Raw genomic sequence first — 17943 nt, 5'->3', positions numbered from 1 at the left:
GGACGGGGGCGTAGGGACACTCCTCTCATTGTTCGCTGTCACATCTGTCTGACTTGGGATTCGCCTATGCCCACCCGCCTCACCCGCGAGATTGCCGAACTGCGCAGTCGTCTGCTCGACATGGCCACCATCGTGGCCGAACAGTTCACCGACGCCGTTGAGGCTCTGATGACGCACGACGAGGCTCTTGCCGAGCAGGTCGTGGTGCGCGATCGAGAAGTGGATCGGCTGGAGCTGGAGGTCGACAAGTCGTGCGAGCGCATCATGGCGCGTCATCAGCCGGTGGCCACCGACCTGCGCACCCTGCTTACTGTGGAGAAGATCAATACCGATCTGGAGCGAATCGGCGACCACTGCCGCAACGTGGCGCGCAATACGAAGCACGTAACGGAGGTGCCCAGCATTCTGAATTCCCTCCACCTTCGGAAGATGAGCGAAACCGCTCGGCGGATGCTCGATGATGCCAAGCAGGCCTTTCTGGATCAGGATGCCGACCTGGCGCGGCGAATCCCGGAGCTGGACGACGAGGTGGATCGCCTGCACGAGAAGAATTTTCAGGCGCTCGTTGAATACATCCAGGAGCATCCCGAGCACGCCGAGGTGGCCGCCCATCTGATAACGGCCAGTAAGGCGGTGGAGCGCATCTCCGACCACTCCATCAACATCGCAAAGGGCGTGGTTTTCCTTATTGAGGGAGTCGATATCCGCCACGCCGGCGTTCAGGAAGCGTCCACCGGCGATGGAGAAGTCTCGTCCCGGTAGAGCCCGAACACAGAAACAGATTCGCAGAGTTGGAGCCCCCGGTGCCTATGACGCGGGTTCGGGGAGGCGAACCGCTTCAAATCAGGGCAGGCACTACTTCCATTGGAGGTGAGCAACCACGGGTCGGTGATCGGAGAGAGGAGATTGGGGCGTGGGAGGGGGAATGTGGGCGGCCGTGATTTGCCACGCTGGACCCGCCAGTATGTGATCAATCTGTACCAGGGGCCGCTGGGCGGGAAAGGTGGCGCCCCAGCCGCGCACGCGTCGGAGGATCGCATTTTGCAGCCCCTCCGCAAGGTGTTGGTAGGCCCACTGATGGGGCGTACTGTTGAAGTCTCCTACGATCAATACGGGCCGCGACTCACGGGCAATCCGGCGGCGGAGGAGCCGGGCCTGTTGGGCGCGTCGGAGCGCGCCCTCCCGGTAGGTTCGGAGGAACGTGTTCCAGCGCGACCACGAGGTCCACTCCTCAGGGAGCAGGGTCCAGGGACGAGCCTCCCCCACGGAGTGCAGGTGCACATTGTAGAGTACGGCCGATCGTCCGCGCCAGGTGAACGTGGTGCGCGTGTAGCGCGATCGAGCGTTCTGTTTCCCGTCTGGCGGTAGCGGGTGCACACTCATCGAGTCGAGCGGGATCCGCCCGAGCACGGGTTGTTGGAGGGTGGTGGAGTGTGGAAGAAGGGGAAGCTCGTAGCCGATCGAATCATCGAGGATGCCCTGAATGGTCGGGGAGACCCGACGGAGAGCAACGGGAGAATGGCGGGTTGTGTGGAGGTGGGTTTCTTGAAAGGCAAGCACGCCCGGAGCTTCGTCACGCACGAATCGGGCCATGGCGGTCCCCGAGTTCGTTTGGGCGAATGCGCGAGGGACATTGAACGTCATGATGCGGAGCGCTGTCGGCTCCGACTCCGATGCGGTCCAGGCGACGAGGCGAGGACCGAAGCGGAGGAGCAACAACACGAGAAGTCCGATGCCGAGCAGGAGACGACCTCGGGTCCGATGATACCAACCCCACCCGCACATCAAAAGGCTTAATGGCCCGATGAGGACACTCAGGGCGGGCACCCCTACGGCGAAGAGATCGGTCCACCAGAACGAAGTGGGCGAGAGATACGGTGCGGCGTACCCGACGAGAAACGCAGCAATGAGCACAATCGAGAGGCCCCAGCCCAGCGCCCGTAGTGTGCGACGGAGAAAAATCACGGATGGGCCTGCTGGTTCGGGGAGGCGAGCGGCGTGTCCCTGCAAGGTGTTGAGACACACCCTCTAAACGAGTCCGGTCTCTAGGAGATTAGTGATTTTTGCATGCACACCGCCGAGTCGGGGCAGAGCCGGGAAAACTCGTCGGTCTGGGCGATTGGGGAGGGCACAGCGTTCCGGGGGTGAGGAGTGTATCCTCGGTCTCGAAAGAACGGGGCCGCCGTGGTGGTCAGCAGGTAGAGCGTGTGGAGGTTTTGTGTCCGCGCGTGTGCTTCTGCTGCCTGCACCAACGCCGTGCCGTGTCCCTGTCCGCGTACGTTCGGGTGAACGGCCAGGGACCGGAGCAGGGCGGCCCGCTCGACGGGTTCAAGTCCCACGGTGCCCTGCACCACCCCGTTCGTTCGGAGCACACAGAAGTGGGACAGCAGGTTGTTTGAGAGGTCGTCGTGCGGGAGGCCGACCCTGCTGAGCAGATCGACAATGGAAGGTCGGTCGGCGGAGGTTGCCGGAACGATGGGCATGGCGATGGAGACGCAAAGGATCGGTGCGTCTATGCGGGTTCGGGGGCGGGCGTGGATTCGAGGTCGAGAAAAGAGCGAAGCTCATTCAGCCGATCGGCATTGACGTGGCAGTGCACCCGACGGCCGTCCTGTTCACGCTCCACCAGGCCCGCTTGCCGAAGGACCTTCAGATGATGAGAGACGGTCGGCTTTCCGACCCCAATTTCCTGGGCGAGCTCACCGAAGTCGCAGCAATTAGAGGCAAACTCGCAGTCCGTCTCAGACTGTTCCTCGCACGTAACCGCCTGATCGATGAGCCGACGGACCAGGGCCAGTCGGTGCGGATGCCCAAGTGCTTTAAATGCCTGACTTAAGTCCTCCATAGACAAAATCTTTCGTGTATATATTTCGATACCAGTCAAACAGCCGGGGGGAGTTTCGTTCCCGTGGGATGCCAAGCAGGCTGCGTGTCGCCCTTTGTATCGATGAAGGCATGGGTCCGTTACGGAGCAGGCTTCATCACCGACAGGGCGCGGTCCGGAACCGTCGGAGACTGCGGCGCCGTTCGGCGTTCTGCGGCGGCCTCAATGTGGCACACAAATCGGTCTCGGGAATGCTTAACCCACTCCCGGAAGGCGGACGGGTCAACGGTGTAGTGGGGCAGAAAGGCCTGCAGCTGGCTGAGGTCGAAGCGCCGGCTTCGGATGCCGGCGCGGGCACGGACCGTGTCGAACGCGTTGCAGAGCTGTTCGAAATGACCTTCGACCGGAACGACCTGCACCGGCGTGCCCAGGTACCGGGCTTCAGCGACGGATTCAAACCCGGCCGTTGATACAAAGCCCCGGCAGCGGGCCATGAACGAGAGAAATTTCTCGTCGTCGAGCTGGTGGAAGGTAAGGGTATCGTCGTATTTGTCCACCTCAGCGGCGTCGGGGCGATCCCAGAAGCAGTGTAGAGGCACGGCTGGGTTCTGTTCGTGCCACTGGATAATTTCGCGGGCGTAGCCACTGTTGAGGATGTAGACGAGGAAGAAAGGAGCGGTGTGCTCAGTCGATTGCTGGAAGACGGCCTCCCGGAGCAGAGGGGGAAGCACGACCGGTCCGTTCGAAGAGGAGCGTACCGGATAAAGGGAAAGGGCCAGCCGACGAGCAGCTCCCCATGCTGTCACCGAGGCGAAGGTGCGGGCCACGATTCGCTTCCACCACCGACCGGGCGGAAACTGGTAGTCCGGATGCTGAAACATGTACTGATGCCCAATGGCAACCATGGGCACCGTGGGGCGGTAGCGGGCCGCAAAAAAGCCGCCGAGGGGCTCGAAGAAGTTGACGATGACGTCCGGGTCGTGCCGTTCCGTCGCCGCTTGAATTGTGGCGAGACTGTCGAGGAAGGTGGGGGTGCGGGTGAGCTCGTGCACGAGCGTCGCCCAGGGGCGGACCGAGCGGTCGTCTTCGTCGGGCACAAAGCTGGGACTGTCCACGAAGGAAACCGGAGCGTCAAAGCCGTCCCGAAAAAAGGACGGTACGGTTCGGCACTGACTCTTCCCGACAATGACCTCGGCGACCTGATGGCCGGCCACTCTCAACCGGCGACGCAGGGAAAGGGCCTGAGTGAGATGTCCCCGTCCCTCCCCCTGTACGATAAAGAGGCAGCGCACAGACATCCGACTTCGGGTCCGCTCCGGAGAAAATAACGCGTGTCCGCTAAGATACACCGCTAAGATACAAAAGAGACGCGAGAGTTGAGAAACGGATGCATGAGCCCACTTCGTCCCGAGTGTAGGCGCACCCACTCCGCCGTCTTCTCGAAGTTAAAATTCAAACTGCGAGTCGATTTCCGTCTGAGCTACGTGATTGACGTAATTGCTAAAGGTTTTGATGCCGATGAGGGCATTGATCTCGTAGAGCTCAGCCCGGTCGACTCCTTTTTGCTTCAGGGTATCGAGGTCTTCGTCGTCGAGCCACCCCCGCTTGTCGAGCATTAGACGCGTGGCCTGTACGAGCACCCGCAGCCGGTCGTCGGAAGGAAGGCCGCCGCTGTTGATGGTCTCGACGGTTTCACGGTCGAGCCCCACCGACATGGCCATCTTGCCGTGTACACTGGTGCAGTAATGGCAATCATTGTAGCGGGAAACGGTGAGCAACACCACCTCCTGCTCCGGTGTCGTGAGTGAGCCGCCCTCGTCGAGAAGGTTCGTCGTGGCGAGATAGAGCTTGGCAGCAGCAGGGTTATGCTCACTCAGTTCTTTGATGAGGTTGGGTAAGAACCCGAGGGCTTCACGAGCCGAATTTTGGACTTCTTGTGTGGTGGAGGCAGACGCAGCGCGGGCCATGGGACGAGACGGGTGATGCGCAGGGACATGAGACAGAGTTGAGGGTCATCCAATCACGAGTCGCCTCATTTCCAGGGTTGAGGGCTTCTCCGGCACATTGTCGAGCGCGTCCTCGGTCGACTTGAGGGACGGGTCGATCTCCGGGTCCGCAATATGATTCACAAAGCTGCTGAAGGTTTTCATGCCGTAGAGCGCAAAGATCTCGTACAGCTCGCCGCGACCAACCCCTCGGTCCTCGAGGTTCTGCACGATCTCTGGGTCGAGCCAGCCGCGCTCATCGTAGGTCTGGCGCGTGGCCTCGACGAGTGCGCGCAGTCGCTCGTCTTCGGGCAACTTGCCAGCGAGAAGCCGGTTCACGACCGTGGGAGAAAGGCCTGCATCCATCGCAAGGCGGGCGTGTGCCACGCTGTCGTACCGGCTATCGTGGTGGGCCGAGATGGTCAGAAGAACGGCCTGTTGCTCGGCTGGGGAGAGGAGCCCGTCCATGAGGGCCTCATCGGCCGCCACGTATACGGCCCCCGGCACGCCGGTGTGGGCGTTCATGGCATCCAAAAAGTTGGGCACGCCTCCGTACGCCGTCTGCGCAGACTGGCGCACGTCGTCGGTGAGGGAAGAAGACATAGCGGCAGACGTTGTGAGGGGAAGTCCTCACGTTTGCGTAGAAGAACGCACAATGTGAACGAATTCTATGCCTGCTCTGGGGCGGAGTTATTGAAAGTTTGTCAAACCGGGACGCGAGACGTGAAGAGGGAGCGTGGGCGATGGAGAGAGCGACCGGGGGAGGGATCGATCCGGTCGCTCGAGTGCAAACCAACAGGTTGTGGGGAAGACTCTGGCTCGGCGAATGTGCTCCGCGGGCCCTCTACGGCGTTGATCCGGGCCGGTATACCAAAAACCACCGCTTCGCTCCGCCCAAGTAGGCGATATGCCTCAGGATCGAATGGAAGCACGTATCGACACGCCGACCGAATAACTCGATGGAGTTAAACTTTTATACAGGGTGAACGTACAACGGAAGACATCTACCCTCCTGTAGATCCCCCTTCATCAAGGTCGGAGGCACAAGTCCCATGAATGATTCAGCTCGCACTGCATTATCCACTGTCCCTCACGCGGTTGTTGTTCTTGCGGTAAGTCTCCTAGGGATTGGGCTCACGGGATGTTACACGCAACTCAAAACGACGGACCCGGGGGCTGAGGCCCGGACTTCCCAGGCGGAGGCAGCACAGCGGTCGTCCGAGGCCCCGATGTATGCCAACGAGTACCGGCGTGAGTATCGAATGGAGGGGACCGACGACTACGGATACGCGGGGTACAATGACCTGTACGAGTACAAGTACCAATACAAGTACAAGTATGGAGCGTTGTCCCCATACCGCTCTTTGTACGGCGGATGGTGCGACGATGCCTTTTTTCATGATCCGTGGTACTACTATTCTCAGTGCGGGCCATCCTACGGCTCCCGGTTCTCTCTCTCGTTTCATTTCGGGACCCCGTACTACCATCACCGCCCATGGGGACGGCGGTACTACTCCTCGTGGTATGGCTACCGCTACGGGGGATGGCCGTACTCGAATTACTACTTCGGCAACCAGTATTACTACTACGGCGACGCGGATTGGCGGGAGGACGAGCGAGACTACCTCTCGCGCCGGGCTACGATTCGAGGCACGACGGATGCGGGCCAATCCGCTAGTCGGGGTCCCACTGCGAGGGCGTCGTCGGTCGAGCGAGCGCGTCACTCTTCGTCCTCTGGGGGGCGCATCGGCCGGTCGCGGGAGGCGTCTATGTCTCAGCGCGGGCGAGTGGGAGACCGCACGGCTCGCAGCTGGGAGATTGATCGATTAGAGCGCATGGGGGACGGGCGTATTGGACGTTCCCGTCGCGCAACGATGGATCGATCCCGGACGCGCTCGGACGACCGAGTACGGAGGTCCTTTGATGACGACCGTCGCTCGGGATACCGGCTCCCCTCAAACCGCTCCGATTCACGCATCCGCGACCGCTCCCGCTCCTCGAACAGGGGACAGGCGGTCGGTCGGGGGCGGTCGAATGATCGATCCCGCGCAACATCTCCCCGACGCGTCCGATCGTCATCGGACCGCTCCACGACGCGGACGCGCTCGTCCTCTCGGGACCGCTCGCGCTCGTCCTCATCCGACCGCTCTCGCGATCGAGGGGGGGACAGCGACGACAACGGCTCCCGGTAGACGTTGCGCGTCGTCTCTTCCATTCTCCTTCCGTTCCGATCCCGGCTCGACAACAACACCTGTCGTATGTCTGTCGGGTACGGGGTCGTTCGTTGTCTCCTGATTTTTCCGTCGTAACGATTCATGTGTCTCCGATTCTGCCGATGCTCGCTGCTTCTCCTTCTGGGAGTCTTCTTGGCCGGAGCGGCCGCAGGACAGACCCCCGGAGACGTGACGCTCACCGACGTGACCCGTTACTCGGAGCGGCTTCCTGCGGCTGGGGGCGAACGGGCCGGCATGGCGGGAGCGGGACTTCTCGCAGGCGTTGGGGAACTGGGCGCTCTGTTTGGCAATCCCGCCGGGCTTGGATGGCTGTCGGGTTCTGCGCTTGGGGTCGACTTTGCCGTGCAGCGGGCACGATCAAACGCGGAGTTCGTCACCCCTAGTGTCAGCACATCGGCAGAGCGGACCGTGAGCGACTACCAGCTTGGATCGCTCGCCGGGGCCTACTCCTTTCCTACCGAGCGGGGATCCCTGGTGCTGGGCCTTTCGCTCCATCCCATCACCACATTCGAACGGGGCAGCGACGTATCCGGAAGCAACCGGTCTACCTCCATTACCGGCACGTTTCTGCCGACCAGTTTTGAGGTGGATGGAAACGAGATCGTTTTTGACGACGTGCGTTCTCGCATTGCCTACGAGGCCGGGGCCATCGACTTCTCACAGGCGGTCTTTGAGAATGAGGAGTATCCGTTCTTTGCGGCGGCCAACCCTCGCTCCCCGGCCGTAAGCAGCCAAATGGAGCTTCGTCAGCAGGAAAATATTCGTCGATCGGGACAGGTGAACGAACTGGCGACCGGAGGTGCGGTGGAGGTCGCTTCGGGCATTATGCTGGGAGGGGGCGTCAATATCCAGTTTGGCACGTACACCTTCGAGCGCTTTTACCAGGAGTCCGACGCAAGTGATCTCCTGCCGCCCGAAGATCCCAACAATCCGCAGACGCCCTACGATCCCTACTTCTTGGAGGGGACGACCCTCGAAGGATTCCGCACGGTTCGGCTGGAAGAGCGCATCGACACCGAAATCAATGGGGTCAACCTGCGGTTCGGGCTTTCGGCACAAATGACCTCCGCGCTCCGTGGAGGGCTCCGGATCGAGTCGCCGACCTGGTTCAGTTTGACGAGAACATACGGCACGCTCATTCAGACGGACTTTGACTGCGACTTTTCGCTTTCCGGGGCTGCCTGCCCGCAAGGGGGCATCGAGGGACTGGAAAGTGGAGATCTCACCGGGGCCGATCGGGAATACCGGATTCGCACGCCCTGGCGGCTTGGGGTGGGCTTGCAGTACCGTCTCGCTGACCTCACGGTGGCAGGGGATGTGGAGATGATAGACTGGACGCAGGCGCGAGTGCGTGCCGACGACGCTAGTTTCACGGCCCTCAACCGTCAGATTGAGGATCTGGAGGCGACCTTCAATTCCCGGATTGGAGCGGCGTATTCCCTTAGTCAGGCGGTCCTTCGCGCCGGGGTGGCGTATCGGCCCGATCCCCGAACCCTGGACTTTCAGGATATCGATGGGCAGACGACGAATGGAGATCGACTCTTCCTGTCGGCGGGGCTTAGCTACACGCCCGACGATCAGTTGGCTCTTCACGTCAATTGGCTCCAGGAGCGCTTCGACGACGAGTTTGTTTCATACGCCGATGGTCCCCCGTTTGTACGAGAACGCATTGCCCGAAGCCAGTTTCAGCTTGGGATTACGTATCGGCCGTAGCGGGTGGGTACACCCATGCTGGTATCGGACCGGAAGGAGGCCTGGTCTATTGGAGTGAGGCAGCGGTCGTCGTGTTCAGGGCAGACTGCATCGTTTGCTCGTAGCGTGTGGTGAGGTCGTAGGCACCCGATCCAAGGGTCGTGTGGTTGGTGAGGAACTCCAACAGTGTCTCCCGCTGGGGGAGAAAGTTGTCTCGAAGAGGGCGCCCCCCGAACTCAACCATTGCTGTTTCCTGCTGCTTGTGGAGAAGGGGGAAGGCCAGCAATTCCCGGAAGGTCGTGATCGACTTCAGGTTTACGATGTTCGGGATGCCCCGCTTCATGAGCGCGTCGCTCACGATTGGGTCCTGGGTGCTGACGTACAGAATCGGCAGGTCCGTGTAATTCTCGTCGAACCGAGAGATGAAGTAAATGTCCTCTATGGATTCGACAAGGCGAGTCCCCTGATTGTTAAGGACAAAGCGGTATCGGATGAATGCGTGTGAGGCGCTGGTGAGGTCCATTCCCTCATCTAGAAGAGCATTACGGAGCTCGTCGTACGACTGGGCTTCGAGGCGTTCGGCGGAACGTCGGAGACGAGCGTCGGGTGTGCGGTCGAGCACGGCGCTGAGCGAGTCGAGGAACACGTAGGTCGGCTCGCCGGGACGAACAGTCGTGATGATTTGGACTTCTTGTTGCCACTCCTGCGCACGGGTCGGGACGACCAGTAGTCCCAAGAAAAGCCACACGAGGAGTACAGGAGAAGGACGGAGTCGGTTGGACATGGGAAGGGGGAGGTCGGGGACAATATTGTATGACGCGTACAAAGAATATCGATTGGCTGGGGGCCTCCCGTCAGTTTTCAGTGCACACGCAAATTGCAAATTGCGCTGGGCGGTGGGGATTTTTGGCGCAGCGGACCGTGCGCCACTTCTCAGTGAGGCATCGAGGCAGAGGCCCGGACGCAAGGAAGAGGGGGGATCCGAAAGAACGAGAGGTCGTTGGGCAGATGTGCGATTCTCCGGATAGACGTCCTCGTCATGCCGATGAATTCGAATGACCGGTCCATTATCGGGCTTGTGATGGTGGCCCATGGCCTCGTGCATACCTACGAGTTGTCCATTCCCATCTTCATGACCGTATGGCTCGCGGAGTTTGGGGTATCGGAGGCTGTGCTTGGAAGCCTGGTGGGAACCGGGTATTTTCTCTTCGGAGTTGGGGCTTTGCCGGGGGGAGTGCTTGTTGACCGGTTTGGGGCGCGACGCCTCATTGCCGGATGCCTTGCGGGCATGGGAGGAGCCTTTGTATTGCTTGGATGGGCTCCGGACGTGTGGGCCGTAGCGGGGGCACTCGTGCTATGGGGAGCGGCAGCGAGCGTCTACCATCCTGCAGGGCTCTCGCTCATCAGTACCGGGGTGCGGCAGCGGGGACGAGGTCTGGCCTGGCATGGAATTGCGGGGAATGTGGGCATCGCCGGCGGACCGCTCATTACCGCTCTGCTCTTGCTCGCCTTCGACTGGTCGGTCGTGGCGTGGATGCTTGCCGTGCCCGCCCTTGGAGGGACCGCTTTGGCCCTTCGCGCTTCCTTCGACGAACGAGCTGCCGTCCGGCCCGACGCAGACGAATCGGAAGCGCCAGCGTCGTCTCCGGTAGGCCTCCGGGCTTTCGGGGCGCGAACAGCCACCCTCTTCACGGTGAGCTTTGCAGTTGTTTTTGGAGCGGCTGCCCTCTCCGGGCTCTACTACCGCGGTGTACTTACCTTCTTGCCCGACCTTCTCACGCCGCTCGTTACGATCGATCTGCCGATTGATGTCGAGGCTGGGCGATACGTGTACGCAGGCCTGTTAATGGTCGGGGTGTTCGGGCAGTATGTGGGGGGGCGGCTGACCGAGCGGGGGGCGCCGGAGCGTGGATTGGCGGGCGCCTTTGCCGGACTCTCCGTTGTAGCACTGTGCTTTCTTCCGGTCTCGCAAACGGGGACAGTGGGTTTGCTCGCGGCGAGCGTTGTGCTGGGATTTGCTCTGTTCGTTATACAGCCGTTGTACCAGGCTACGGTCGCCGAGTATAGCCCCGCCGAGGCGCGAGGATTGTCGTATGGATACACGTACCTCGCCGTTTTTGGGGTAGGGGCATTGGGGGCCGCCCTTGCGGGGGCGTTGCTCCAGTATGCGGGGCAGTTTCTTCTGTTCAGCGTATTGGCGGGTACTGCCGGTCTTGGGGCAGGCCTGAGTGCCTGGCTGGCGCTTCGCCGTCCGTCGGTGGATGCTGTGTCGGAGGCGTCATAGATCGATCGAAGACGGGGGCGTGCAGATGTAACATCTCTTCAATGGAAACGCCTCGCAGCCCGAAGGCCAAACGAGACGGGGAACTGCTGCTGGGCATGGCAATAGGGCGCGTGGTCGTCTCATTGATCACCGACCTGTTGTTCAATGCTTCGACGCTTGTCGCTTACGGGTCTTCTCCTCGGACTGGTTTGCGGCTGGGCCCTGGGGCCGGTCGTCATGGCGCAACAGGTGCTCGTCGATGATCCGACGAGCGTCGCCGCCGGGGCCGCGCAGCTGGAGGCGTGGCACAGCACGGAAGAGTCTTGGATTGCGCCTGCTGTTCGGGTGCACTCGGCAGTGGAGGTGGCGGCGGGAGCGGCGTTTCTTCGGGCCGGCGGCCCTGCTGATCGACGAACGGTTGAGTACAGCGTAGAGGGAAAGGCCCTTCTGCGGCCCGGGTCTACGCACCGCATCGGAGTGGCGATGGTAGGAGGGGCGGGCCTTCGACAGCTCGGCGTGCCGCGCGGACGCCCGTCAACCGTCTACGGCTACGGGATCGCGAGTGAGGAACTGGTGCCCGGCACGCTCACGGCCTACCAGAACGTCGGCTGGATTCACGAACAGAACGGCCCCCACCAGCTCACGTGGGGAGCGCGGCTCGACTGGGCATTGGCCGACCGGTTCGCGGTGATTGGAGAGGTGTACGGAGAGGGGCGCTCGGATCCTGCTCTTCAGGCCGTATTCCGCACCGTGCTGCTGCCGGACCGCATCGAGATGGACGTGTCGATGACGCGCGGGGGGCCGTTCGACGATCGAAATACGTGGGCGACGGTCGGGCTTACGTTCATGTCGACGCCGCTGTACTGACGCTCTTGATGAGCAGGTGTCGTTAGGGAGGCGACATTGTCATTCCTGCTTCACGATGAGGTCCACCGTCCGCACGTCGCTCTCCTCGTAGCCGTAGCGGATGGCTTTCGCGCGGATCGTGGTGGAAGAGTCGATCCGGAGGGGACCGTCGTAGAGCTTCCAGTACGGGTTGTCGCCGGTCTCGAACGTGTAGGCGATGGAGGCGCCGTGCGTGCCGGAGTAGAGCCGCACCTTCCGAGGGCCGGGCAGGCGAATTTCATTCTGTACCGGCACGGGAATCTCCTGACTCATCCGGGGCACCACCACCGGCGTGTGGGTCGTGGGTTGCTCGCCGTCCGTTCCCGGAGCGTACAGGTCTGCCACCATCTGGTCTTCGGCCGTCCGCCCCTGGTCGTCGATCCGATTCATCCAGTCGTCCAGCTCGGTCCGCAGTCGCCGCAGCACCTCCTGATGTTCAGGATCGTCGGCCAGGTTGTTGATCTCGTGCGGATCGGCCTGCGTGTCGTAGAGCTCCTCCGCCGGACGCGTGTCGCGCATCCAGAGCTCTTGCACGTCCGTGAGCGTCCCGTTGCGGTCGCCGCGGAGGAGGGCCCGCATGGTTACGTTTCGGTTGCGGTAGGGGACATGGAGAACGTAGGGTTTCTGGGGAAAGTCGTTGCGGATGTACTTGTACCGGTCATCGCGTACGGCCCGCACCCGGTCGTACGATTCGTCGAACCGATCACGGGCGGCGTAGACGTAGTCGCGCTCGCCCTCGTCTTGCGGGCCGAGGAACGGCCGTCCCTGCATGTGGCGGGGCACGTCCACGCCTGCCAGCGACAGCACCGTCGGGCCAAAATCCACCGAGCTCACGAGCTCGTCGTTTACGGGGCCAGGTTCGATCACGTCCGGCCACCGCACCAGCAGAGGGACGTGGATGCCGGAGTCGTACACCCAGCGCTTATGTCGCGGAAAGCCGGCACCGTGGTCGCTCCAGAAGAAGACCACCGTTTCGTCGGCCAGGCCGTCCGCCTCCAGCTGCTGGAGAATGCGGTTCACCTGCGCGTCCATCTCCGCAATGTTGTCGTAGTGCCGGGCAAAATGGCGGCGTACCGAGTCGGTGTTCGGCAGGTAGGGCGGCACCGACACGGCCGACGGGTCGGTGATGAGCGTATCGCTCGCACTTCGCCAGTCCTGGCTCTCGTGCGTCGTGTTGATGTTGAAGACCGAAAAGAAGGGCTGCTCGTCGCGTCGGCGCTCGTTGCGCCAGTGGGCCGTCGAGTCGTAGCGGTTGACGTCCCAGGCCGTTTCCGGCGTCTCAAAGTTGTAGTCGGTCTTGCCGTCGTTCGTGGTAAAGTACCCGGCGTCCCGCAGGTACTCGGTGAACGTTTTCACGTGCGGTGGTGGTACGGCCGAGTACGGGGTGGGCAAGCCGGGAGCCTCATGCGTCGTCCGCATGTGATGAGCGCCAATGGAGGACTGGTGCATCCCGGTGATGATGGCCGCCCGGTTGGGGGCGCAGACGCCCGCGGTCGTGAACGCATTCGTGAACCGCATGCCCTGCTCCGCCAGGCGGTCGAGCGTGGGCGTGCGGGCCAGTGAGTCGCCGTAGGCCCCAAGCCGCGGCCCGATGTCCTCCACGGAAATCCAGACGATGTTCGGGCGCTCCGGCCACTTCGCGACGGTTGAGGAGGCATCCGTGTCGGGGGCGGAGGAGCTACAGCCCCCGAAGATGAACACCAGCACGAAGAGGAGAAGGCCGCTTAGGCGGGGGCGGAAACGGAGCATTGAGTCGAGGTGCAGGAGGGAGGGGGAACGATATCGCTACTGGAGAGCGTGATCCGGCGCGTAGCTCAGCGCAGGTTGAATGCTGGTTCGGAACTCCGCCCTCGTTTTGGTGGGGGCAGTCTCAATTGTAGTGGGGCGGTACTTCGGCACCGGGGGCCAGTCGGAGGGTGTTCTCAACGAAGAGAATGGAGGGGAGAGGGGGGGGCTTGGTAGTAGTTTAGAACCTGCTTTCAGTGTGTCATTATCTCTCCATTCGAGGCCGATGTTTTTTCCGGGGAAGGGCCAGAGAGCTCTCCTCAACTTGAATGGCTGAGCGGGCGGTTCTGAAGTCGTTACGCCCCGCCGGAGCCACGGCGGTTGAAATTGAAGCAGCTCCTTAGAGACTGTTTTGATTTTTGGCCGGATTGAAAATCACAGAGGTGTTTCGCCGACCTGAGGGGACCGTTCATAATTCGGAAGCCCCTAACACAGAGAGATTTCGACGACCTGCGGTCGTTACGCTCAGCCTGAAATGCGATCGTGTGAAACCAAAACAGTCTCTTAGAATCGTTCGGAAGCGAGCGGTCGGAATGTCAGTTGGGCGCAGGACGTGTCATGTATCTCAGCCCGTCTCATGGGGCCGCCCGATGCCAAAACGTACAAGCTCCAGCTGAACAGTGCAATACCCTACCTACCGGACAGTTTGCTCAGAGCACCGAAAATCTTCTCCAGCCGTCGCTCCAGACCCGGATCTAGGCCATCTAGATGGCCAGAGCCTATCTGACCTACGAATTTATAGGCTCCAAATCAAGTTTGGACATCTCGGATGTCCAGGAGCGACGTTAGGGAACCGGGAAATCGTTGGTGCACTTTTGAGCAGTTTCGCTCATAGGTAGCGATCTCGAAAGAAAGATCAGCGGAATCGCCAGAGATTTTTCGGTACCCACAACCGCGAAATTGAAAAGTGTCCGGTAGCTAGGTCAATATCCATAAATCGACAGGTCGTCGCGGCGCATGTGGGTGTTGAGAACGATGGCCAGTAGGGCCGTGTTGGCGAGCATGGCCGAGCCCCCATACGACAGGAAGGGCAGCGGGAGTCCAATGACGGGAAGCATGCCCGTCACCATCCCGACATTGACGAAGATGTGCAGGAGGTAGACCCCGACGGCGCCAGCGGCGACGATGCTTCCGAAGGGGTGCTTCACGTCCGATCCCAGTTTCACGAGACGCAGAAGGAGCGTCGCCAGGAGGAGCAAGACGATGATTGAACCGACGAACCCAAACTCCTCCGCAATGACGCTGAAGATGAAGTCGGTTGTCTGCTCTGGTACGTAGGCGCCCTGCGTTTGAGTGCCCTGCATGAAGCCCATGCCCCAGAGTCCCCCGGACGTAACAGCGGCCTTGGACTGGACGAGGTGAAAGCCCACGCCCTGTCGGAATTGCTCGGCACTCGGATTCGTGAAGGAGAGCAGGCGGTCTACCTGATACGGCTGGAGGATTTTTGTGAGGACGAACGAGACGATGGCCGTCACGCCGCCGGTGAAGGTGGCCGCGAGGGCTCCGATAAGGCGTTGCCCGGACGTCCACCACAACCCGAGGGTGAACACGATCGCAAATACGATGGCCACCGGTATGGAAAGAAGAGACAGGTAGCCGGCGAGGGCGGGGGAGATGAGCAGCAAAATAACCGGGATGGGTAGTTCGCTCCAGAAGAGCATGATGGGGACGAGACCGAAGAATACGAGGGCCGTCCCGAGATCATTCTGCAGTACAATGAGGATGGCTGGCACGACGATGAGACCAGCGGCCTTTAGGGCATAGCTCAGGTTTTGTGTGGCGTGGGTGTGGCGTTCCGACAGGAGTTGGGCCACGGCGAGGACAGTGCCTACCTTTGCAAATTCCGAGACTTGAAGCCGGAACGGACCCACGGCGAGCCACGCCTTTGTTCCGTGCACCTCCACCCCAAAAATTAGGGCAAGGATGAGCAGCAGGACGGTGCCGCCGTAAATGGGATACGCGAGGGTGCGCAGTACCCGGACGGGGAGCAGAAGAATAATACCGATGCCGATGGCCGAAAGTCCTCCCCACAGCAGCTGGCGGTAGAAGTTGTCCCGTACGCTTTGGCTCAAGTAGTCGGCGGCGGGGCCGTGAGTCGTGCTATACAGCGCAACGAGCCCAATCGCCACAAGGGCCAGCCAGGTAAGCAGCGTCCAGACGTCGAGCGTTTGATTCGAACTGCGCATGGGACCAAGGGCGGCGTGAACGTCGGGCTATTCGTTGCGTCGGGCGGCAGAGGCTGTCGTCATCGTATCGGGGGAGGCGTCAGAGGGCGCCTCCGTGTTGATGCGGTCGGGTGGGGAGGAGGGCGCCGCCGTATCTTCCGGGGAGCCGCCGCCGAAGCCTTTCGGGGGAGCACTGCGTACCGAATCGCGCAGGCGCTGAATCCAGTGTTGCCGCATCCACTCGTCCGCGATCTCTCCCTTCAAGTACTGCTCAGCCATTAGGCTGGCAATTGGGGCAGCGGCCGTAGCACCATATCCGGCATTCTCCACGGCCACGGCAATCGCGATTTCGGGGTCGTCGTACGGCGCAAACATGATGAAGAGCGAGTGGTCTTCCCCGTGGGGGTTTTGGGCCGTACCCGTTTTCCCAGCGCTCGGGATGCCCGGAATTTGCACCCATCGGCCGGTGCCGTCAGTCATTACGCGGCGCATGCCCTGCTGCACGGTCGCGAAGTGGGCCGAGTCAATCGGGATCTGCTCGGGGGGCGGCACGTCCGGCCGACGCACGTTGCCGGTCTGTGGGTGCACCATCTTGCGCACGAAGTGCGGGCTGACGAGCGTCCCACCGTTGCCAAGGGCAGCTGCATAGCGGGCCAGCTGGAGGGGCGTGGTCGACATGTCGCCCTGTCCGATGCCGAGGTTGATGGTGTATCCCTCCGTCCAGCGTCCATACATGCGGTCGAAGTACGACGAGTCGGGGATGAGGCCGGCGGCCTGCTCGCCGATGTCGAGCGGCACCTTCTTCCCGAAGCCGAACTCGTTGGCCCACCTGTGCCAGGTGCCGAGATCCATTTCGTCCATCACCTTGTAAAAGAAGGTGTTACATGACACCTCGATTGCCTTCTGCACCGTGATCATGCCCTCGTCCTGCCCCCCGTGGTTTTTGAAGATGCGCCGACCGATGCGGTAGCCGGCGGGGCAGTCCAGTCGTTCGTTCTTGGTAATCTGACCCGTTTCAAGGGCCACGAGTGACATGAAGGGTTTCCAGGTGGACCCGGGGGGAAAGCCGCTCCGCGTGGCCCGATTGTACAGCGGGTCGGAGCGCACCGATTGGAGGCTGTCCCAGGCGGTGTCGCTCACGGAACGGGAAAAGAGAGACGGGGGAAAGTCCGGTTTGCTCACAAACGAGATGATCTCGCCGTTGTCGGGGTCGAGAGCGACGGCGGCCCCGCGTTTGCCTACGAAGAGGGATTCGGCGAGGGCCTGCACCTGGTGGTCGAGGGCGAGGTGCAGGTCGTAGCCGCCGGTGGGCGACTCGTCTTGATTGCCGTTGCGGTACGGCATAACCTCCGTGCCGCGCACATTCACGAGAACGAATTCGCTTCCACGCTCGCCCCGCAGGGCCGATTCGTACGACTTTTCCAGCCCCGTTTTCCCGATGTAATCTCCGGGGCGGTAGCCCTTGTCCTTCAGCCGAGCAAGGGTCGCATCCCCAATCTCGCGCACATAGCCAAGGGCATGGGTGGCATGGGCGGTCGTATGATAGCGGCGTCGAAGCTCAATTTCGTGGGAGACGCCCGGAAGCTCGTATTTGTGCTCCTGCACGCGACTGAACGTTTCGAACGAGACGCCGCGGAAGGACCGGCTGGGACGGAACGCACTCCACTCGCGAGCCTCTTCCAGCTTGCGCTGCACGGTCGAGTCGGGCACGCCGAGCAGGTTGGCCAGCAGCGGCACCTTCGACGGGTCGAAGTACCGGGGCGTGAGCATGATCGTATACGACGGCCGGTTGTCGGCCAGGAGCGTGCCGTCGCGACCGTAGATGGCTCCGCGGGCTGCCTCGACTGGGCGCTCCCGAACAGCATTGGCCGAGGCGGCCGACTCCCCAGCCGGGCCGACGAGCTGGAGCTGGGCCAGCCGCACACCAAGGATGAGAAAGACCGTGATTACGACCCCAGCGTAGATCCGTACTCGAATCCGATATTCATCCATGGGATGGAAAGGTGCAGGCGGAACCGGTGATGCCGATTGGGGAAGTCGTCTCCGCGGAGGAACGGAAATTGATTGGAAGGTACATTCACGAACGGAAGGAGCCGCCGTGGGTTGCACA

At 61.7% G+C, this 17943-nt stretch carries 15 protein-coding genes; 5 read left to right on the top strand and 10 right to left on the bottom strand.

From position 1 onward, the window contains the following. Positions 1-66: 66 nt before the first annotated feature. A complete protein-coding gene (gene phoU, locus BSZ35_RS07495) occupies positions 67-762 on the top strand; it encodes a phosphate signaling complex protein PhoU (protein ID WP_105011854.1) in 696 nt (231 codons plus the stop codon). A gap of 93 nt (positions 763-855) precedes the next feature. On the opposite strand, the gene BSZ35_RS07490 is transcribed toward phoU, so the two are convergent. From BSZ35_RS07490 to BSZ35_RS07465, 6 genes are all read right to left on the bottom strand, one after another. After that, positions 856-1965, bottom strand: coding sequence for an endonuclease/exonuclease/phosphatase family protein (locus tag BSZ35_RS07490; protein ID WP_258096128.1), 1110 nt, complete (start codon positions 1963-1965; stop codon positions 856-858). An 80-nt stretch (positions 1966-2045) separates the two neighbouring features. Continuing rightward, complete coding sequence (gene arsN2, locus BSZ35_RS07485; RefSeq protein ID WP_105011853.1) at positions 2046-2483, bottom strand: arsenic resistance N-acetyltransferase ArsN2; 438 nt, start codon at positions 2481-2483, stop codon at positions 2046-2048. A gap of 29 nt (positions 2484-2512) precedes the next feature. After that, on the bottom strand, positions 2513-2845 hold the full coding sequence (locus BSZ35_RS07480; protein WP_105011852.1) for a metalloregulator ArsR/SmtB family transcription factor: 333 nt from the start codon (positions 2843-2845) through the stop codon (positions 2513-2515). A 119-nt stretch (positions 2846-2964) separates the two neighbouring features. Next, on the bottom strand, positions 2965-4122 hold the full coding sequence (locus BSZ35_RS07475) for a glycosyltransferase family protein (RefSeq protein ID WP_105011851.1): 1158 nt from the start codon (positions 4120-4122) through the stop codon (positions 2965-2967). A gap of 147 nt (positions 4123-4269) precedes the next feature. Further along, positions 4270-4791, bottom strand: a complete 522-nt coding sequence (locus BSZ35_RS07470; protein ID WP_105011850.1) for a carboxymuconolactone decarboxylase family protein — start codon at positions 4789-4791, stop codon at positions 4270-4272. Between the two features lie 45 nt (positions 4792-4836). Beyond that, positions 4837-5412 carry a carboxymuconolactone decarboxylase family protein gene (locus BSZ35_RS07465; RefSeq protein WP_105011849.1) on the bottom strand — a complete coding sequence of 192 codons (576 nt, stop codon included), beginning with the start codon at positions 5410-5412 and terminating at the stop codon, positions 4837-4839. Positions 5413-5861: 449 nt separating this feature from the next. Here BSZ35_RS07465 and BSZ35_RS07460 point away from each other — a divergent pair, with 449 nt between their 5' ends. Beyond that, positions 5862-7001 carry a hypothetical protein gene (locus BSZ35_RS07460; RefSeq protein WP_146110026.1) on the top strand — a complete coding sequence of 380 codons (1140 nt, stop codon included), beginning with the start codon at positions 5862-5864 and terminating at the stop codon, positions 6999-7001. Between the two features lie 210 nt (positions 7002-7211). After that, the gene (locus BSZ35_RS07455; RefSeq protein WP_219846606.1) at positions 7212-8756 is read left to right on the top strand and encodes an outer membrane protein transport protein; all 1545 of its coding nucleotides are present in this window, start codon (positions 7212-7214) and stop codon (positions 8754-8756) included. Between the two features lie 46 nt (positions 8757-8802). Here the strand turns inward: BSZ35_RS07455 and BSZ35_RS07450 are convergent, their stop codons facing one another. Next, positions 8803-9519, bottom strand: coding sequence for a hypothetical protein (locus BSZ35_RS07450; protein WP_105011846.1), 717 nt, complete (start codon positions 9517-9519; stop codon positions 8803-8805). A 261-nt stretch (positions 9520-9780) separates the two neighbouring features. Here BSZ35_RS07450 and BSZ35_RS07445 point away from each other — a divergent pair, with 261 nt between their 5' ends. Beyond that, positions 9781-11019: an MFS transporter gene (locus BSZ35_RS07445; RefSeq protein ID WP_105011845.1), complete on the top strand. Its 1239-nt coding sequence runs from the start codon at positions 9781-9783 to the stop codon at positions 11017-11019. Between the two features lie 144 nt (positions 11020-11163). After that, on the top strand, positions 11164-11865 hold the full coding sequence (locus tag BSZ35_RS07440) for a hypothetical protein (protein WP_105011844.1): 702 nt from the start codon (positions 11164-11166) through the stop codon (positions 11863-11865). A 39-nt stretch (positions 11866-11904) separates the two neighbouring features. On the opposite strand, the gene BSZ35_RS07435 is transcribed toward BSZ35_RS07440, so the two are convergent. The 3 genes from BSZ35_RS07435 to mrdA all read right to left on the bottom strand — a co-directional run bounded on the left by BSZ35_RS07435 (position 11905) and on the right by mrdA (position 17825). After that, positions 11905-13632 carry a sulfatase-like hydrolase/transferase gene (locus tag BSZ35_RS07435; RefSeq protein ID WP_105011843.1) on the bottom strand — a complete coding sequence of 576 codons (1728 nt, stop codon included), beginning with the start codon at positions 13630-13632 and terminating at the stop codon, positions 11905-11907. A 959-nt stretch (positions 13633-14591) separates the two neighbouring features. Then, positions 14592-15854: a rod shape-determining protein RodA gene (gene rodA, locus BSZ35_RS07430; protein ID WP_105011842.1), complete on the bottom strand. Its 1263-nt coding sequence runs from the start codon at positions 15852-15854 to the stop codon at positions 14592-14594. A gap of 27 nt (positions 15855-15881) precedes the next feature. Then, complete coding sequence (gene mrdA / locus BSZ35_RS07425) at positions 15882-17825, bottom strand: penicillin-binding protein 2 (protein ID WP_105011841.1); 1944 nt, start codon at positions 17823-17825, stop codon at positions 15882-15884. Positions 17826-17943 lie beyond the last annotated feature (118 nt).

The organism is Salinibacter sp. 10B (assembly GCF_002954405.1).
Lineage (GTDB): Bacteria > Bacteroidota > Rhodothermia > Rhodothermales > Salinibacteraceae > Salinibacter.
This window is presented reverse-complemented; position numbering and strand designations above follow the sequence as displayed.